This window comes from Phytohabitans flavus, from assembly GCF_011764545.1.
In the GTDB taxonomy this organism is placed as follows: domain Bacteria; phylum Actinomycetota; class Actinomycetes; order Mycobacteriales; family Micromonosporaceae; genus Phytohabitans; species Phytohabitans flavus.
On the sequence record NZ_AP022870.1, the window covers coordinates 5,881,096 to 5,898,895 of the forward strand.

Genomic DNA, 17,800 nt, shown 5'->3' on the forward strand with positions numbered 1-17,800 from the left:
CCGGGGTAGCCGGGGTAGCCGGGGTAGCCGGCGAGTCTGCACGCGCTACGCGGGCCTCTCGAGCTGGGCGCATCGATGCCCCCAGCTTCCGAACGCCGTGCCGACCGATCCTTGTCAGGCGCGCTGTCCGGCAGATCGTGGTATTTAGCTGTGGTTATAGCGACAGCTAAATACCACGATCGTTGGCGTGCTCCGACTGGCATGCGGACAAACCAGCTAAAGCGCCCAACCCGACGTGCCGCTGCGGCCAAGCCCGCGATCTAGTCGACTTCCTGTCGCCCTGACGGCAGAAAGTCGACTAGATCCAGAGTTTCCGCCGGGAGTGCACAGACTCGGCGCCGGAAACCATTCCCGGGAAAGCTATGGCCGCTACGGCAGCAACAGATCTCCCCAAACCCCGACCGGCCCTCAGCGACCCGGCCCAACCCGGCACTCCCCGCAGCCTCGGGCAACGCCCAAGTTAGCGGCGGTTGTAGAGGCGCATCGTCAGGGCGCCGAAGACCACCGTGATCAGTACGCCGGAGACGAGCACCCAGGTCATGTCGGTCGTGTCCCAGCCGCCGTCCATCAGCGCGCGCACCGCGCCGACCAGGTGGGAGATCGGGTTGATGTCGACGAAGGCCTGGAGCCAGCCGGGCATCGTGTTCGGGTCGACGAAGACGTTGCTGAGGAAGGTCAGCGGGAAGAGCACCATCATGCTCACGCCCATCACGGACTTCTCGCTGCGCAGCAGCAGGCCGAACATGGTCCAGATCCACGAGAACGCGAACGAGAACGCGACCAGCACGCCGATGCCTGCGGCCACGCCCACCACGCCGCCCTCCGGGCGGAAGCCGAGGATCAGGCCGACGCCGAGGATCACGAGCGAGGCCACCGTGTACCGGAACGCGTCGCCGAGCAGGTAACCGACCATGGTGGACGGTCGCCAGATCGGCAGCGTGCGGAACCTGTCGAAGACGCCCTTGACGATGTCGGTGTTGACCGCCACGCCCGTGTACATCGTGATCATGACGACGCTCATCACCATGATGCCGGGGAGCAGGAACTGGAGGTACTCGGTGGTCGAGCCGGCCAGTGCGCCGCCGAACAGGTACGTGAACATCAGCGTCATCATGATCGGGAAGGCGGTCACGTCGAACAGCTGCTCGGGCACGTGCTTGATCTTCAGCATCGCCCGCCAGCCGAACGTGAACGACGCGGACAGCCAGCTCGGCCGCCTCGGTGCGTCGCCCGGCGCGAGCACCGCTTGGAGTGTTTCCGGCGAGAACGTGTAGGTGGCCTCCTGGGCCTCGACCGTCGTCGCGGTGCTCATGCCTTCGTCTCCTCTTCCACAGTGCGGTCGGTCAGGGCCAGGAACACCTCGTCCAGGCTGGGCTGGCCGAGAGAGAAGTCGTCCACGGTGATGCCCGCCTCGGCGAGCGCGGTGAGCGCGGCGGCTGCCTGCTCGGCGGTACGCCGGTCGGTGTCGCCATTGCCGTTGCCGGACACCCGCGCGGTCAGCGCCACCGGGTCCGCCTCCAGCACCACGTGCCCGCCGAGGCAGCGGGAGAGCACCCACTCCGCCTCGGTGCGCTGGCCCGGGTCACGCAGCCGTACGTGCACCGCGCCCGCGCCCACCGACGACTTCAGCTCGCCCGGCGTGCCCTCGGCGATCACCTTGCCCTGGTCGATCACCGCGATCCGGCTGGCGAGGCGGTCGGCCTCGTCCAGGTACTGCGTGGTCAGCAACACCGTGGTTCCGTACGAGACCACGGCCCGCACGATGTCCCACACCTGGTTGCGGCTGCGCGGGTCGAGGCCGGTGGTGGGCTCGTCCAGGAAGAGCAGCTTCGGCGTGTTGAGGATGCTGGCGCCGATGTCGAGCCGCCGCCGCATACCGCCGGAGTAGTGCTTCACCTGCTTGCCGGCCGCATCGATCAGCCCGAACGCCGCCAGCAGCTGCTCGGCCCGCCGCCGGGCGGCCCGCTTGTCGTACCCGACCAGCCGGGCCAGCAGGATCAAGTTCTCCAGGCCGGTCAGGTCCTCGTCGACCGACGCGTACTGGCCGGTGAGGCTGACCCTTTGGCGCACTTCGTCGGGTTCGCGCAGCACGTCGTGGCCGAACACCCGGGCATCACCCCCGTCCGGCCGCAACAGGGTGGCGAGCATCCGCACCACGGTGGTCTTGCCGGCACCGTTCGGGCCGAGCACGCCGTACACCGTGCCGGCGGGTACGGCCAGGTCGATGCCGTCCACCGCACGGGTCTTGCCAAAGGCCTTGACCAGTCCCCTGGTCTCGATCGCGAGCGCACTCACGTTGGTTCCTCCATCCACTTAAGAGACATACGGTCGGGCGGCACGGGCCTCCCGCAGGGCGAGACCCCACCAGACGAGCTGGTCGAGCATTGCCGCGACCGCGTGGTCGTCCTCGTCGAGCCGGTCGTGCATCAGGTCCAGCCGCACGCCGTCGCGCATGGTGACGGCGTGTAGCTCGCAGAAGACCGGGCGGAGCTGCTCCACGGCGTAGACGCCGTCGGACCGGTACCCGTACGACACGAAGCCGACCGGCTTGGCCCGCCACTCGTCGTACGCGTAGTCGATCGCCTGCTTGAGGGAGGCTGGGAAGCTGCGGTTGTACTCGGGCGTCACCACGACGAACGCCTCGGCCCGCCCGACCTCCGCGGCGAACGCGGTGACCTGTGGTGTCGGCGACTTCGGGTAGCGCGCCGGCAGCTCGTAGTCGACGAGGTCGAGCACGCGTAGCTCGAGCCCGTCCCGCCCAGCCGCCCGCGACACGAACCACTGACCGATCCGGTCGCCGACCCGGCCTTCCCGGGTGCTCCCGATGATCACAGCGACGCGCAGCGGCTCCACACCAGATAGGCGCGAGAAGCCAGGCGCTAGCCCGCTAGATCCGATCTAGCGAGCTTCGCGGGCGACGTGCTGGCGCTCTAGCGGACGGGACGGTGCGCGCGGAGCATCAGCGAGACGCCGGGCAGGGACTTGACCGGCAGGTACCGCTCGGCGGTGATGATCGCGGTCAGCCCCAGGTTGACCACGGCGGGCAGCTCGTCGAGGTCGCTGCCGGTGGACTTGCGGCGGCGCCAGGCGGCGACCGGGCGGAGCAGCACGTTCCAGCTCCACAGCTCGTCGATGACCAACCCGGCCTTGGCCACGACGGCGGCCAGCGACTCCCGCGTGTACCGCCGCACGTGGCCGACCGCCACGTCGTGCGCCGACCACAGCCGCATGTCGCACGGGACGGCGATCAGCGCGCTGCCACCCGGGCGCAGCGTGCGGTGGATCTCCCCGGCCGCCGCGTGGTCCTCGTCGATGTGCTCCAGCACGTCGAACGCGACGACGAGGTCAAGGCTCGCGTTGGGCAGCGGCAGCGCGCGGGCGTCCGCCCGGATCACGTCGAGCCCGCGCTCGGCGGCCACCTCGGCGCCCTCGGTGCTGTACTCCAGCGCGATCGGCGACCAGCCCCGCCGCTTGAGCACCCGCGTGTTCCCCCGCCCGCGGCCCCGATGTCGAGCGCGCGACGGCCCATGCCGCCCGCCACCGGCCCACCAGCGGCCCCGGCCGCGCCCGAGGCGCGATCCGGAGAGGGACCGGAGGCCCGGGCCGGAGAAGGCAGGCGGCGCAGCGCCCGGTCCAGCAGCGCGCGGCGCTCCCGGTACCACCAGTGGGTGTCCTCGAGCGCGGCCAGCTTGCGGATCTCGGTGGCCTCCACGCGGCTAACCCTAGTGAGGGTCACAGCCGCCAGGTGACGCCGGGCTCCGGGTCGTAGCGGCATGTGGCGCCCGTCGAGACCGTGGCGCGCAGGTGGGCGGCCAGCTCGGGGTGGCTCTCGTCCAGGCGGCGGAGCGTGTCGCGGATGCGGGCGGTGACCGTCTTGCGCGCCCGCTCGGCCTCGTCGCCGAGCCGGCGGGTACGGCCGCCCAGCCCGGCGGCGGCCCGCAGCTCGTCGATCAGCGCCTTGCGCTCGTGGTCGAGGGTGGCCGCACGCGCGTCGTCACCCCGCGAGGCGGCGCGGTCGATCTCGTCGTCCAGCCACACGAGTCGCTGCTTGTACCGGGACTTCGCCTCCTCGTCGAGCACCGGGTCGCCACCCATCCGGCGGGCCGCGACCACGAGCGCGCCGCCCTCGGGGCTGAGCAGCTCGACCGCGGGCACGTCGCGTCCCGGCGCACCGAGCAGCAGGTGCAGGTCGCGCAGCCCTTTCGCGTCCGGCATGTGCACCTGGCGGCCGCCGAAGCCGAGCACCCAGACAGAGCCGTCCAGGCGAAACTCGCTGTCCGCGAGGGGCACCCCAGCCCGGCGCATCCCGATCTCGGCCGCCGCCACCTCGATCTCCCGGCGCAAGGCCGTGGCCGCCGTGAGATCGCCGCGAGCCTGGAGGGCCGAAGCCAACCGGGTGCGCGCCTCGATCGCCCACGGGCGGGCGCGGAGCCGGTCGGCGGACTCGGCGGCGCTGGCGAGCCGGCGGACCGCGTCGTCCCAGTGCCCCTCGGCCGCGTCCAGCGCGCCGAGCCACAGCTCGACCGGGCCGCTGACATCGCAGCCGTAGAGCGAGACAAGCCACTGCCCGTCGTACGGCATGAGAGCCGCCCGCGCCCGCGCGCACAGCTCCGGGTCGCCCGCGACGGCGGCCACCTGGGCTTGCGCGCGCAGCCACAGCGCCGCGTACGTGCGCGACACACTCTCCGGCAGCAGCCGTAACGCGGTCTCCGGGTCGCCCGTGGCCGCGGCCGAGATCGCGGCGAGCAGCGCGCCGTGTGGGGGACGCTCGTCGAGCATCTGGTGCAGCGCGGGCAGCTCCTCGTACCGGCCCTGGAGCTGGTACACCGCCCAGCGCAGGTGCCCCATCATGAACGCGAAGTGGTCGTGCTGCTGGTGCTGCTCGCTGAAGCGGGTGATCGCCCGCTCGATCGTGGTCTCGGCGTCCTGGAATCGGCCGCCGACCGTGGCGATGATCGTCTGGTCGATGGCGGAGGCGAGCGTCGAGCGCGGCTTGCCCTCGCGGCTCGCGATCGCCACGAACTCCTCGTACTGGTCGAGGTAGGCCGGGTCGCCCTGCTCCAGCAGCGCCACCCAGCGGAAGGACGCCGCGAAGTACGCCCCACTCTTGTCGTCCTCGCGGCGGGCCAGCCGGATCAGCTCGGCGGTGATGCCCACCCGCTCGGCCGCGGTGCCCGGTCCCCAGATCGCGTCGTGGCGGGACCAGAGCGCGACCCGCAGGGCCTCGTCGTCGCCCCCAGCGCGGGCCAGGTCGACGCCGTGGCGGGTGAGCTCGCGGGTGAGCCCTTCGTCGCTGCCCTCCCACTCCTCGCCGGTCACCAGGGGGTACACCTCGTGTCGCAGCGCCGTGACGTCCGGCTCCTCGTACCAGTAGCCGCTGAGCGTCACGCGGCTCAGCAACTCGGGGTCGCCGATCTCCCGGGCGATCGCGATCACCTCGTCGTGGACCCGCGCCGCCTCCTCGGGCTCGGCGCTGTGGCGCAGGTCGCGGACCAGGGCGATGCCGACCGTGACCCGGCGCCGGCCCAGGGTCGCGGTGCGCTCATACGCCCGGCGGTGGTGCAGGAGGCACTCCTCCATCGCGAGGCGGCTGTCCGCGTCGCGGGCGGCCGCCACCAGCACGTCGACCGCGCGGCCGGGGTCGAGCTCGCGGCCGGCCAGCCAGGCGTGGCGGGCCAGGTCGCCGGGGACGAGCAGGTCGCGGTCGAGCACCAGGACGACGGTGGCGTGCAGCCGCCGGCACTCGGCGTCGTCCAGCGCGTCGTACAACGTCTCGCGGACCAGGTCGTGGGCGAACGCGAAGCGCCCCTCGCCGAGCGCCACCACCAACCGGGCCACCATCGCCTGGTCGAGCAGCCGGTCGACCTCGGGCACCGGCACGGAGAGCGTGGCGGCGAGCACCTGCCGGTGGAACTCGTGGCCGAGCACCGCCGCCGAGATGAGCAGCCGGGTGACCGCATCGGGCAGCAGGGAGAGGCGGCGGCGTACCGCATCGCGCACCCCCGGGGCTATCGCGCTGACCCCGCCCCCGCTGCGCCACAGCCGGGCGGTCTGCTCGACGAAGAACGGATTGCCGCCGGTGCGCAGGTGCACCTCGGTGACAAGGGCGGCCTCTGGCTCGTGCCCGACCGTACGGGCGATGAGCGCGCCCACCTCGTCGCGCGCCAGGCCGGTCAGCATGACCGTCGTGGCCTTGGCGACCAGCGGCGTCATCAGCGGACGCAGCGGGTGGTCGACGGCGTCGACCTCGACGTCCCGATACGTCCCGATGATCAGCAGCCGCTCGAACCAGGTGTGCTGGGCGACGAACTCAAGCAGTCGCAGCGAGGCGGTGTCGGCCCAGTGCAGGTCGTCGAGGACCACCACGACCGGCCGGTGGTGCGAGACCGCGACGAGCGCGGTGGTGACCGCGTCGTAGAGCTCGAAGCCCTCCATCGGATCGCCACCGGCGTGGTCGCCGAGCAGCACCGACAGGCCGGAGCCGCCGGCCTCCTCAGCCGCCGCCCACTCCTGCTCGCCCGCCGCCCGGCGCAGCGCCCGAACCACCTGCACCCAGGGCCAGTAGCCGGGTGCGCTCTCCGAATCCCAGCAGGCACCGCCGAGCACCAGCGCGCCGCGCGCCCGGGCCTCGTCGGCGGCACCGGTGACCAGCGTGGTCTTGCCGATGCCGGCCTCGCCGGTGACCAGCAGGAGCCCACCGTGGCTCTCGGCTGCCCGCGCGAGCTCCGCGCGCAGCACCCCCGCGGGATGATCCCGCCCGATAATCTCCCGGCCCCGACCCATGACGCCTAGACGGTATCGGCTACGTCCGACAAACGGGCATGTTGATCAGGGACCTCATGGGGCGACACGCCCACCGACACGCCCACCAACTCCCTGATCAACTCCTGAGGGAGTAGACCGCCATGCGGGAGTTTTCGAAGCGCAGCGGGGCTAGTGTGGCCAGGTCTGGGGACTCGAGCTGTATGTCGCGGTCTACGACGAGCCATCGCACGCCGCGTGCCCGCAGGGCGTCGAGGGCGGCTGGGGTGGGCTCGTAGAAGGCTGCGTCGTTTAGCGCTAGCAGCTCCTGGTCCCAGAAGGGTTCCCAGGGGCCGTATGGGAGGCCGACCATGCGCGGCGCGAACGCCCAGCCCTCCACAAGCACCGACCGCTCGGTGTACGCGCTCAGCCAGAACGTCCGCGCGTCACAAACGTCAGGCCGGTCCGAGGGAACACAGTGGGCATTGGTGGCCACCACGTCGTCCGGGTCGCTGTGGTCGTGCACCCAGCGGGCGGCCTCGATCCGGGAGGCGGGCAGGGCGGTCACCGCGTACGCGCCGCCGTTGGTGTAGCGGTGCGCGGCCGCCGCGTCCATGACCAGCCCCGGGGCGCCCGCCACGAGGATGCCGGTCAACAGGTAGGCGGAGAACCGCCGCCGCCACAGCAACCCCAGGAACGCGAACACAAGCGCCAGCCCGAACGCCCAGTAGAGCAGCGGCCGCACCGGGTCGTACGGCGGATCCCAGACCACAGTGGCCGGCCCGGCGATCAGCTGTACCGCGCACAGCAGCGCGCCGAACCCGATCCCGAACCCGATCAGCGGCCACGACGCGCGCGAACCGGCAGCCCTCACGTCGCGGGTCGCCGCGTCGCGCGAGCGCGACGCGGCGACCCGCTCGGGGAAACAGATGGCAGCCCAGCCCCACGCCGACAGGATCACGCCGAACGCGAAGGCGGCCCGCACGAAGTACTGGTTGCTGCTGCCGGGGTGCGCGGTGGCCAGGTAGAGCAGTGGCCCCACGACCGCCCCGCCGAGCAGGAACACCTGCTCCGGCTCCAGCCGCAGCCGCCGCTGCCACAGCAGTGCGACGATGCCGGCGAGCCGGAGCTGCATGTTGAGCAGGAACGCCACGAACACGAGGACCCACGACACCGCACCGGTGGTGTACGGCTCGAGGCCCGAAAACGCCTTCACGGTCACGCCGTGGCTCTCGAACGCGAACAGGATCGCGGTCGCGAACACCTGCGCCACCGCCGCCAGCCCCAGCGCGCCGAGCACCGCCCAGGGCAGCCGCCGCCGGCTCACGAACATTACGAGCGCGGTGATCCCGAGCGCGGCCGCGGCCACCGGGATCGAGCTCGCCTTCGCCCCGGTGGACGCCGCGAGGAGGAGCGCCGCGAGCACCCAGGTCCCCCGGGAGGCCTCGCCGCGGATGATCGACACGAACACGGCGATCAGGGGCAGGAGCAGCACCCAGCTGTACGTCATCGACGGGCTGCCCCACACGATGAACGTCGCCTGCGTGCCGAAGAGCTGCCGGATCCCGTTTTCGTAGCCGAACTCGCCGATCGTGAACATCAGCACCGCGGCGCCCACGCCCACGTACGGCCGGCGGCTGACCCGCCACCCGACCACCGCGACGAGCACGACCGCGAGCGCGCAGAGCGCCGGCACCGCGAGCCGCAGGAAGACCGTGGGCAGGTCGACGCCGCTGACCAGCGACGCGGCGCCCATGTGCGCGAAGCCGAACCAGTGGTAGTGCAGCGGCTCGCCGGCCACCTGCGGTACGTCGAGCGGCGCCTGGTGCTTGGCCGCGCCGGCGATCGACATCTGGAACGCCAGGTCGATGTACTGCGCCTGCCCTTCGGTGGTGGGCAGGATCGGGTTGCGGCGCAGGAACGAGTCCCAGAGGTACACCGTGAAGCCGGCGATCACGCCGGTCACCGCCCACGCCCACCCGGCCGGCACCGGCGTGTAGCCGCGCACGACCCAGTGCCGCCGCAGCGCCGGTACCGCGAGGAACGGCACGATCACCGCCGCCGGCCACACCCACAGCCACCGCTCGGCGCCCACCGACACGAAGCCGAACCACGCCGCCAGCTCCAGCACAAGCCCGACCGCCGCGCCCATCGCGAGGTCTTCGACAAGCGTGTGCGGCGTGCGGCGCAGGGCCCGGTAGACAAGCGTGCCGGGCAGCACCACGGCGAGCGCCGCATACGCGGCGTAGCGCAGGACATCCAGGACCGGCGTCCCGGTCACCAGCAGGGCGGCGGCAACGACCGCGAAGGCCACCGCCGCCGGGGTGAAGCGCCGCGCCATTTCTGGTACGCGAGACGGCCGTCCCGGCTCGTCGGATATGGCCGCCGAGCGGCTCGCCGTAGCGGTCACTTGAGACTGTCCACCATGGAGGCTGGCGACGTGGTGTCGCTGTCCTCGGCGATGTAGTACGCCGGTCGCGCCTGCACAGCGGTGTAGATGCGGGCCACGTACTCGCCTAGTAGCCCGAGGCAGAGCAGTTGCACCGCGCCGAGGAAGAGGATCGCCACGTAGAGCGAGGGCCAGCCGGAGACCGTCGCGCCCAGGAAGTACGCGACAACGGCGACCACGACAAGCACCCCGCACACCGCCACGCCGGCCAGCCCCAGCCAGGTCGCCACCCGCAGCGGCGCGGCGGAGAAGCTGGTGACGCTGTCAGCGGCGAGCGCGATCATGCGGGACAGCGGGTACTTGGTGCGCCCGGCCGCCCGCTCCTCCCGCTCGAACGTCACCTCGCCGCTCGGGAAGCCCAGCCAGGGCACCACGAGCCGCAGCACGGGAGCGCGCTCGGGCAGCTCGCGCAGCGCCTCCACCGCGGCGCGGCTGAGCAGGCGGAAGTCGCCCGCGTGGGCGGGCACGTGATTGCCGACGATGCGGCGCATCATGCGGTAGTAGACGCTGGCGGTCCACCGCTTGAAGGCAGTGTCCGCTCGGCGGTCGGCGCGTACCCCGTACACGATGTCGAGATTTTGATCCCGCGCGAGCCGCAACATCTCGACGATGGTCTCGGGCGGGTCTTGCAGGTCGGCGTCGATGCTGACGACGTGGGCCCCACGGGCGCGCATCAGGCCGGCGATCAGCGCGGGCTGGTGGCCGCTGTTGCGGCGCAGCCGCAACACGCGCAGCTGTGGCCACTGCCGGCGCGCGGCGAGCAGCGCGACGGCGGTGTGGTCGGTGCTCCCGTCGTCGACGGCGACCACCTCGTAGGGCTCACCGAGCGCGTCGAGCACCCCGCGCAGCCGGGCCACGAGCAGCGGCAGCACGGACTCCTCGTTGTACATCGGGACGACCACGGAGAGTGCCGGCTCGGAGGCGACCACGCCCGCACGGTATCAGGACGAACTGCCCGCCGACGGCAGCCACCGACGGGTCAGCCCGCCTGACAGGACGAGCGGCACCCCGACAAGCGCCAGCAGTACCGGCACCGGGAGGGCGGCCGACCCGAGCCCGAAGCCGGCGAACACCGCGAGCGCCGCCACCTCCTGCCCGAACCCCGCCACGGACAGCACCGTCGCCCGCGCCGGACCGGCGATCGCGTCCTGAATCCGCGCCTCGGTGAGGATGTCGAAGAGCTCCAGGACGGCGAAGCAGAGCGCGACCGCGACCATACCGATTGGGTGACCCGCGTTGGATCCTGCGGCGAGCAGCACCCCGCCGACCGCCACGGCCGCCGCCAGCCGTGCCGCGGACAGGTGCGCCCACCGCTCGGCGAGCGCGCTCGCGACCGCCATCGCCGCGACCGGGAGTACGAAGAGCAGTGGTACGAACGCGGTGGGGGCGCCCATGTCCCGGGCGAGGATCGGCACGTACTCGTCGATCGCGCCCATGCCGGTGACCAGCGCGTAGAGCACGACCGCCCGGCTCACGGTCCGGTTGGCGCGCACTTCGGCGAGCCCAGCCCGCAGCGTCCTCAGGTAGCCACCCTCAGCGGTCTCCTCGACGCGCGGCGCCTCGGGGAAGGAGAGCGCGATCGGCACGGCGGCGAGGGTCACCGCGATGCTCGCGACGCCGACGAGCGTGTACCCGCCGAGCAGGAACACGGGTGTTGCCAGCGCCATCGCGGCCAGCTCCGCGACAAGCGCGGTGGTCTGGGCCAGCCCGACCGTGCGCACGTACCGCTCGGTGGCGCCCGCGGCGGCGAGCTCGTCGTAGACGAGCGCCTCCACGCTGCCGGAGGTCATCGCGCTCGACGCGCCCCACAACACGAACCCGGCGGCGAAGGCCGGGTACGAGGGGAAGAAGGTCCAGAGCGCGAAGCCGATGGCGCGGAGCACGACCGCGATGGCGACGAGGCGGCGGCGCGAGTAGGCGTCCGCCAACGCCCCGGACGGGATCTCCAGCGTGAAGCTGACGATCGACCAGATGACGAAAAGGGACGAGATCTGTCCGGTGCTGAGGCCGGAGTCGGCGAAGAGCAGCGCGTAGACCGGATAGAGCAGCACGCCCTCGGTACAGGCGCGCAGGGCGCAGAGTCGCCAGGTGACGCTACGGGTGCCGGCGCTGGCGAAACGTCAAGCGGGGTGGCGTGTTGGCTCGACCATGGGGCAACCGTGCCACCCATGATCGAGCCCGTCAACGCGTTTAGGGGATGAGCGACAGGTGTACGTGGTTGGTGTGTAACTCGCTTGGCCCGCAACAGCCGCTGTACGACTTCCAGCCGCTGCTTGGCAGCCAGATCTGGCGGAACCAGATCACGTACTTCACGCCCAGCCGGCTCGCGTTGTTGACGAAGAAGCGAGCCAGGTTGTTGCCGTACGTCTTGGCCGCGCCGGAGGCCGTGCCGCCGAAGACGTCGTCGGCGTCGACACCGAAGTCGCAGGCCTGACCCAACGGATGCTCCCCATCCCCGCCCGAGCGGTAGCAGGAGACGAAGATGTCGAAGTCCGCCGCCTCGGCCTGCTTGTACGCGTGGGACGTGCGCGGCGTGATGCACCCCTGCTTCGAGGTCGGGTCGGGGCGAATCGTGCAGCCGGAGCCGCCGGTGAACCGCGCGGCCACCGCGGTGGCGCCGCTGCCGACCGGCGGGCCGCTGACGTCCTCGCCGCCGCCAGCCTCCTTCAGCGCGGTCTCCGCCTGCTTCTTGCGGGCGGCCATGACCTGCACCTGCTTCTGCTGATCGCGGATCTCGTTATCGATCGCCAGCTTGGCGCGGGCCGCCTCGTCCTTGGTGTCGAGCAGGTCGCGGAGCTTCTTGTCCTCGGTCGCCGCCACCGCGTCGAGCGCCGCCGCCCGATCGATGAAGCCCTCTGGGGTGGAGCTGTTGAGCAACGCGGCGACCGGGCCGATCCGGCCGCGGCGGTACGCCACATTGGCCACCTCGCCGATCACCTCGGTCTTGACGACCAGGTCTTTCTCCAGCTGGGCCAGCTGTTGGGTCAGCTCCTGCTGGCGCTTCTTGGACTTGCCCAACGTCTCCTGGGCAGTGAGGAACCCCCTGGTGGCCACGTCGAGCTGCTTTCGCAGCGTGGCGGTACCGCCCTCGTCGTCGACGGGCGCGGCGGCCGCCGGCTCCGCGGGTAAGCCGATCAGCGCGAACGCCGCGGTGAGCAGCACCACGACGAGGCTGACCCGGCTGCGGGCATGAGCCATCAACCATCCTTCCAGTCAGCCGCCTACCGAGTTAGCTGACGGGTTCGGGACGGAAGTCTCCCTACCGCTGGCGCGGATTCACCCCAGTGGATCGGTGGTTCCCCGGCTCGCCCGAAGGCGACTCGGCGGCGACCAACACCGGCGCCGGAGGGCGCCGCCGGGCGTTGGCCGGAGCTGACAATAGCGGCTTTCTCATCGATGTGCCCACTGTTGCACCGATGGTGACGAATCAAATACGCCCTGCTCAGAGGCGGTTTCACCAGCCGGTGGGGTGACAGTCGCCAGCTCTCGGCTCGACCTGGAGGGTCGCGTGCCCGATGTCGAAGTCCTCGTGCAGAGCCTCGCGGGCAGCCACCAGCACCGGCCCCACCTGCGCGGACTCCTCCAGCGCGAGGTGTGCCGAGGCCACCTCCATGCCCGAGGTCAGCGTCCACACGTGCAGGTCATGCACGTCCCGCACGCCAGGGACGGCGGCGAGTCGCTGCCGTACCGCGGTCACGTCGAGGTGCTCCGGCGCGGCCTGGACCAGGATGCGCACGGCCGCCCGGGCCAGCCCCCAGGTGCGCGGCAGGATGAACAGGCCGACCGCGACCGCGACGATCGGGTCCGCGTACGCCCAGCCGGTCAGCCCGATCACGACCGCGGCCACGATCACGCCGAGCGAGCCGAGCAGGTCGCCGACCACCTCCAGGTAGGCGCCGCGCACGTTGAGGCTCTCCCGCGCACCCGAGCGGAGCAGCCAGAACGCGACAAGGTTGGCGAGCAGGCCGGCGATCGCGACCACCAGCATCGGGCCGGCGGGCACCTCGGGCGGGTGACCGAAGCGGCGCGCGGCCTCGACCAGCACGTAGATCGCCACGCCGAAGAGCAGGATGGCGTTGCCGAGGGCGGCGAGGACCTCCAGCCGGTACAGCCCGAAGGTGCGCTGCGGATCCCGCACGGCTCGGGTCGCCGCTCGGCCGGCCTGGGTCGCGGCCACCTGATCGTCGGGCGGCCCAGCGGCGGCGGACGCGGCCCAGATCGCCGCGAGCGCCATGCCGATGCCGAGCACGTCGGTGAACATGTGGCCGGCGTCGGAGAGCAGGGCGAGCGAGCCGGTGAGCAGGGCGGCCACGGCCTCGACCACCATGAAGACCGCGAGCAGGCCGAACGCGGCCCACAGCCGCCCGCGGTGGCGCTCTCCCCCACGCGCGGCGGCCGCCCCGTGATCGTGCCCGGCTCCCATGGCCCAGAATATATGCTGACATTGCTATGTATGCAAACATGGCATTGGCAATCAGTGTCAACGCTGTTATCGGTGTTGTTTCCTGAGTCTCGGTCGAACCGTTGGGGAAAGATGTGCGTGGATTCTGATGTGGACCGATCACAGGGAGTACCCATCGTGCTGACCAGACGAGCCCTGATCACCTCATCCGCCGCCGCGGCCCTCACCGCGGCCACACTCACCGTCCCGGGCGCCGCCAGCGCCCACGGCTCCCGCCACCGGCGCTTCCCCGACACCTTCCCGCTGCCGAACGCGTTCCAGCCCGAGGGCATCGCGATCGGCCGGGCGCCATTCGCGTACTTCGGCTCCCTCGCCACCGGCGCTATCTACCGTGCCAGCCTCGTCACCGGCCGGGGCGAGATCATCTCCGAAGGCCCCGGCACCCCGTCGGTGGGCCTGAAGATCGACGACCACGGGCGGCTCTTCGTCGCCGGTGGCGCCGCCGGCAACGGTCGCGTGGTCGACACGCACAGCGGCCGCATCCTGAGGTCGTGGACGTTTGCGACCGCTCCCACGTTCGTGAACGACGTCGTCCTGACCCCGAAGGGCGCGTTCTTCACCGACTCCAACCAGCCGTTCCTCTACAAGGTGCCGCTGAGCCTGCGCGGCGAGCCGGTCCGGCTCCCGCTCACCGGCGACCTCGTCTACGGCGCGGGCTTCAACGTCAACGGCATCGCGCGTACGCCGGACGGCCGCGGCCTGCTGGTCGTGCAGTCGAACACCGCCAGCCTCTTCCGCGTCGACCCGGACACCGGCGTGACCAAGGCGGTCGACCTCGGCGGCTTCGCGCTGACCAACGGCGACGGGCTGCTGACCGTCGGCCGCACGCTGTATGTCGTGCAGAACCGCTTGAACCAGGTCGCCGTCTTCACGCTCGACAAGCGCGGCCTGAGCGGGCGCCTCACCGGCACCCGTACCAACCCCAACTTCGACGTGCCCACCACCGTGGCGGCCTTCGGCGACCGGCTCTACCTGCCGAACGCCCGCTTCGGCGTCACGGTCACCCCGGACACCACGTACAGCGTCAACTCGGTCAAGCGCTAGGGCCTAGCGTCGTCAAGCGCTGGGTGGCTCGGGAGAGGGCCACGTAGAGCGTCCGTGCGCCGGCGTCGGTCCTTATCTCGTCCGGCGAGATGAGGACCACGCCGTCGTACTCCATGCCCTTGGCCTGAAGGCTGGTCACGACCTGGAGGCGATCGGTGGGCAGGCCGGCCACCCACTCGGCGACCTCGTCGCGGCGGGGCACGGACGTGATCACGCCGACCGTCCCCTCCACGTCCGCTAGCAGGCGCTCCGCGGCCTCCCGGGTCGCGGCCGGCAGCTCGGCGGCGGGCACGGTCAGCTCCTCCGGCGGTACCCCGGTCGAGCGCACCGCCCTCGGCAGCGCGATGTCCGGCGACACCTCGCGGATCACCCTCGCCGCCACCTCGAAGATCTCCGCCGAGTTGCGGTAGTTGGTGGTCAGCGTGAACTCGTGCCGGCGCCGCCCACCCAGCGCCTTGTCGCGGGCCCGGGCCAGCTCGCCCGGGTCGCCGGTCCAGGCGCTCTGCGCCGGGTCGCCGACCACGGTCCACGAGGCGAGGCGCCCGCGCCGGCCCAGCATCCGCCACTGCATCGGCGAGACGTCCTGCGACTCGTCGACCACCACGTGCGCGTACTCGCGGTAGTCGTCGGGCCGCTGCACGGCCGCCGCGCGGGCCGCGCGCTGGCGATCCGCGTACGTGCTCACCTCGCGCACGCCGTCGACCACGTGGAACGGGTCGCGCTGGCGCTTGGCCGGCTGCGGCGGGCGGCCGAGCAGCTCGTCAAGCTCGTCGAGGAGCGCCACGTCCGCGACGGTCGGGTCGCCGGGGGTGAAGGCGCCGCGGAGCAACGCGATCTCCGCGGTGGAGAGGAGCCCGCCGGCGTACGAGTTGAGCCGCTTCGGATCGGCCAGCCAGGCCAGCACGTGCCGGGGCGCCAGCCGGGGCCACCACGCCTTGAGGAACTCGCGGAAGTCGGAGCGCTCGGCCAGCTCGTCCTCGAAGTCGACCTGGGCCGGCAGCCCGCCGATCTTGTGGCGCTGGGCCTGCGCCCACAGCGCGTCGAAGAGCCCGTCGATGCCGGCCCGGCGCACCTCGTTGCGGCGGGCACCGCGGGGCAGCGCGCGGGCGCGGATCGCGTCGAGCTCGGGGCGGCCAAGGCGTAGCAGGCCACCCCGGTACAGCAGGCGCAGCTCGGTGGGTCCGCCCGGTACCGCGTCGTGGGTCGCCCGCTCCAGGACTCGGCGCATGCGCAGCGAGCCCTTGACCGAGGCGACCGCGGTCGGGTCGGTGCGCGTGGCCGTCACGCCTCCCACGATCGAGCCGAGCGAGTGGAGGGCGGCGGCCTCCTCACCGAGCGAGGGGAGCACCGAGGCGATGTACTCCACGAACACCGAGGACGGGCCGACCACCAGGATGCCGCCGCCGGCGAACCGGGAGCGGTCGGAGTACAGCAGGTAGGCCGCGCGGTGCAGCGCCACGGCCGTCTTGCCGGTGCCCGGGCCGCCCGAGACGATCGTGACGCTGGAGGCGGGCGAGCGGATCGCCTGGTCCTGCTCCCGCTGGATAGTGGCGACGATGTCGCGCATGCCCCGGCCGGTGGCGCGGGCGAGCGTGGCCAGCAGCGCGCCGTCGCCGACCACCCGCATGCTCTCCGGCGCGGCGGCCGGGTCGAGCAGGTCGTCCTCGATGTTGGTGACCTTTTCGCCGCTCGACTGGATCATGCGGCGGCGCACCACGCCCCGGGGGTCGGCGGCCGTGGCCTGGTAGAACGCCGCGGCGGCAGGTGCCCGCCAGTCGACGACCAGCGGCTCGGCGTTTTCGCCGCGCACACCCAGCCGTCCCACGTGCAGCACCTGGCCCTCGCGCAGGTCGAGGCGGCCGAAGACAAGGCCCTCGTGCTCGGCGTCCAGCGCGTGCCGCCGCCGCGCGGCGTGGAAGACCATCGCGTCCCGCTCCACCAGCGCGCCGAAGTTACCTACGCGGGCGAGGCGGTAGCCCTCCTTTTCCGCTCGGGCCGCGGCCTGCCGCAGCACCGCCAGCCGGGCGTAGACCCGGTCGACGTGGCGCTGCTCGGCGGCGATCTCCTGCTGAAGGGTGGTGGCGGCGTCGGTCAAGTTTTCGGGGCTCCCAGGAGAAGTGCGGCGCCTGGCATGTGACAAGGCCAGACAAGGGTACGCGCCCGCCGGGCGTCATGCTCCCCTGTGCTGATCATGGACCGCCCGCACGACCTCGATCAGGGCGCTTGTGACCACGTCGGGGCGTTCCAACATCAGCATGTGGCCGGCGCCCGGGCAGATCGTGAGCGCCGCTCCGGGCAGCGCCTTGGTGATCGACAGCGAGCAGGCCGGCGGGGTGAGCTTGTCCCGCTCGCCGACGAGTACGGCGGTCGGCACGCTGGGCAGCGCGGCGAGCGTCTCCAGTCGGGCCTGTGCCCCCACCGAGGGGCGGAACCCGCCGATCGAGCCGAGCGAGGCGCGGACCACCGCCTGCGTGGTGAGGTGCAGGTCCGCCGGGTCGCACGGATGCCCGAAGAGCAGCCAGCGCAGGCTCGGGCGCAGCGCCAGCGCGAACACCCGGTGCGGTCGCCAGTCACCCAGCCGGGCGAGCACCTGCGCGCTGGTCATCTCGGCGACCCGGACGAGGTTGGCGACGCGCGGCGGCAGCCCGTACACCGTATGGGTGTGTCCCTCGGCGGTGGTGCTGAGCAAGAAGAGGCCGGCCACCCGGTCGGCGAAGTCCGCGGGGTGCCGGTGGGCGTACTCCATGATCGTCATGCCGCCGAGCGAGTGGCCGGCGAGCACGACCGGCCCTGTCGGCGCGACAACCCGCAGCACCTCGGCGAGGTCGTCACCGAGCTGGTCGAGCGTGGCCGTACGGCGGTCGAGCCCGCCGGAGCGCCCGTGGCCGCGTGCGTCGTACATGACCACCCGCGCCACCTTGGCGAGCGACGGCACCTGGCGGTGCCAGGTACGGCCGTCGAGCACCCAACCGTGCAGCAGCACGACGGTGACCGGCGCACCGGGCTGGCCGGCGGTGCGAATGTGCAGTCGGGGGCCGTCCGACAACCGGATCTCGGCCTGCTCGACTGTTGTCATGGGCGCCTCCCAAAGTACCCACGGGTAA

13 protein-coding genes and 1 riboswitch are annotated in these 17,800 nt (G+C 72.0%); of the genes, 1 reads left to right on the forward strand and 12 read right to left on the reverse strand.

The genetic code is table 11. The annotated features are described in order from the left end of the window. Window positions 1–460: 460 nt before the first annotated feature. The 10 genes from Pflav_RS25750 to Pflav_RS25795 form a co-directional block, all read right to left on the reverse strand. Window positions 461–1,312 (reverse strand): ABC transporter permease, encoded by an 852-nt coding sequence (locus Pflav_RS25750; protein ID WP_173038895.1) that lies wholly within the window; start codon window positions 1,310–1,312, stop codon window positions 461–463. Beyond that, window positions 1,309–2,295: an ATP-binding cassette domain-containing protein gene (locus Pflav_RS25755; protein WP_173038897.1), complete on the reverse strand. Its 987-nt coding sequence runs from the start codon at window positions 2,293–2,295 to the stop codon at window positions 1,309–1,311. The genes Pflav_RS25750 and Pflav_RS25755 overlap by 4 nt, the downstream gene beginning before the upstream one ends. A gap of 18 nt (window positions 2,296–2,313) precedes the next feature. Further along, entirely contained in the window at window positions 2,314–2,853 is a 540-nt protein-coding gene (locus Pflav_RS25760) for an NADPH-dependent FMN reductase (RefSeq protein ID WP_197938745.1), read from the reverse strand. A gap of 77 nt (window positions 2,854–2,930) precedes the next feature. Further along, the gene (locus Pflav_RS25765; RefSeq protein WP_232071903.1) at window positions 2,931–3,479 is read right to left on the reverse strand and encodes a class I SAM-dependent methyltransferase; all 549 of its coding nucleotides are present in this window, start codon (window positions 3,477–3,479) and stop codon (window positions 2,931–2,933) included. 253 nt (window positions 3,480–3,732) lie between these two features. Continuing rightward, entirely contained in the window at window positions 3,733–6,783 is a 3,051-nt protein-coding gene (locus Pflav_RS25770; protein ID WP_173038899.1) for an ATP-binding protein, read from the reverse strand. A gap of 97 nt (window positions 6,784–6,880) precedes the next feature. Beyond that, on the reverse strand, window positions 6,881–9,082 hold the full coding sequence (locus tag Pflav_RS25775; RefSeq protein ID WP_173038901.1) for a hypothetical protein: 2,202 nt from the start codon (window positions 9,080–9,082) through the stop codon (window positions 6,881–6,883). 65 nt (window positions 9,083–9,147) lie between these two features. After that, window positions 9,148–10,119: a glycosyltransferase family 2 protein gene (locus Pflav_RS25780; RefSeq protein WP_269474540.1), complete on the reverse strand. Its 972-nt coding sequence runs from the start codon at window positions 10,117–10,119 to the stop codon at window positions 9,148–9,150. Window positions 10,120–10,131: 12 nt separating this feature from the next. Then, window positions 10,132–11,241, reverse strand: a complete 1,110-nt coding sequence (locus tag Pflav_RS25785; RefSeq protein WP_232071904.1) for an MFS transporter — start codon at window positions 11,239–11,241, stop codon at window positions 10,132–10,134. 139 nt (window positions 11,242–11,380) lie between these two features. Beyond that, window positions 11,381–12,388: a coiled-coil domain-containing protein gene (locus Pflav_RS25790; RefSeq protein ID WP_173038903.1), complete on the reverse strand. Its 1,008-nt coding sequence runs from the start codon at window positions 12,386–12,388 to the stop codon at window positions 11,381–11,383. Between the two features lie 4 nt (window positions 12,389–12,392). Then, a riboswitch (cyclic di-AMP (ydaO/yuaA leader) is annotated at window positions 12,393–12,526 on the reverse strand. Window positions 12,527–12,644: 118 nt separating this feature from the next. Continuing rightward, window positions 12,645–13,613 carry a cation diffusion facilitator family transporter gene (locus Pflav_RS25795; RefSeq protein WP_173038905.1) on the reverse strand — a complete coding sequence of 323 codons (969 nt, stop codon included), beginning with the start codon at window positions 13,611–13,613 and terminating at the stop codon, window positions 12,645–12,647. 156 nt (window positions 13,614–13,769) lie between these two features. On the opposite strand from Pflav_RS25795, the gene Pflav_RS25800 reads away from it, so the two are divergent. Then, complete coding sequence (locus Pflav_RS25800) at window positions 13,770–14,696, forward strand: SMP-30/gluconolactonase/LRE family protein (protein WP_232071905.1); 927 nt, start codon at window positions 13,770–13,772, stop codon at window positions 14,694–14,696. On the opposite strand, the gene Pflav_RS25805 is transcribed toward Pflav_RS25800, so the two are convergent. Together Pflav_RS25805 and Pflav_RS25810 are read right to left on the reverse strand one after the other, a co-directional pair. Beyond that, window positions 14,686–16,791, reverse strand: a complete 2,106-nt coding sequence (locus Pflav_RS25805) for a HelD family protein (RefSeq protein ID WP_173038907.1) — start codon at window positions 16,789–16,791, stop codon at window positions 14,686–14,688. The two genes, Pflav_RS25800 and Pflav_RS25805, sit on opposite strands and share 11 nt — an antisense overlap. A 75-nt stretch (window positions 16,792–16,866) precedes the next feature. Beyond that, window positions 16,867–17,772 carry an alpha/beta fold hydrolase gene (locus Pflav_RS25810; protein WP_173038909.1) on the reverse strand — a complete coding sequence of 302 codons (906 nt, stop codon included), beginning with the start codon at window positions 17,770–17,772 and terminating at the stop codon, window positions 16,867–16,869. Between the last annotated feature and the right edge of the window lie 28 nt (window positions 17,773–17,800).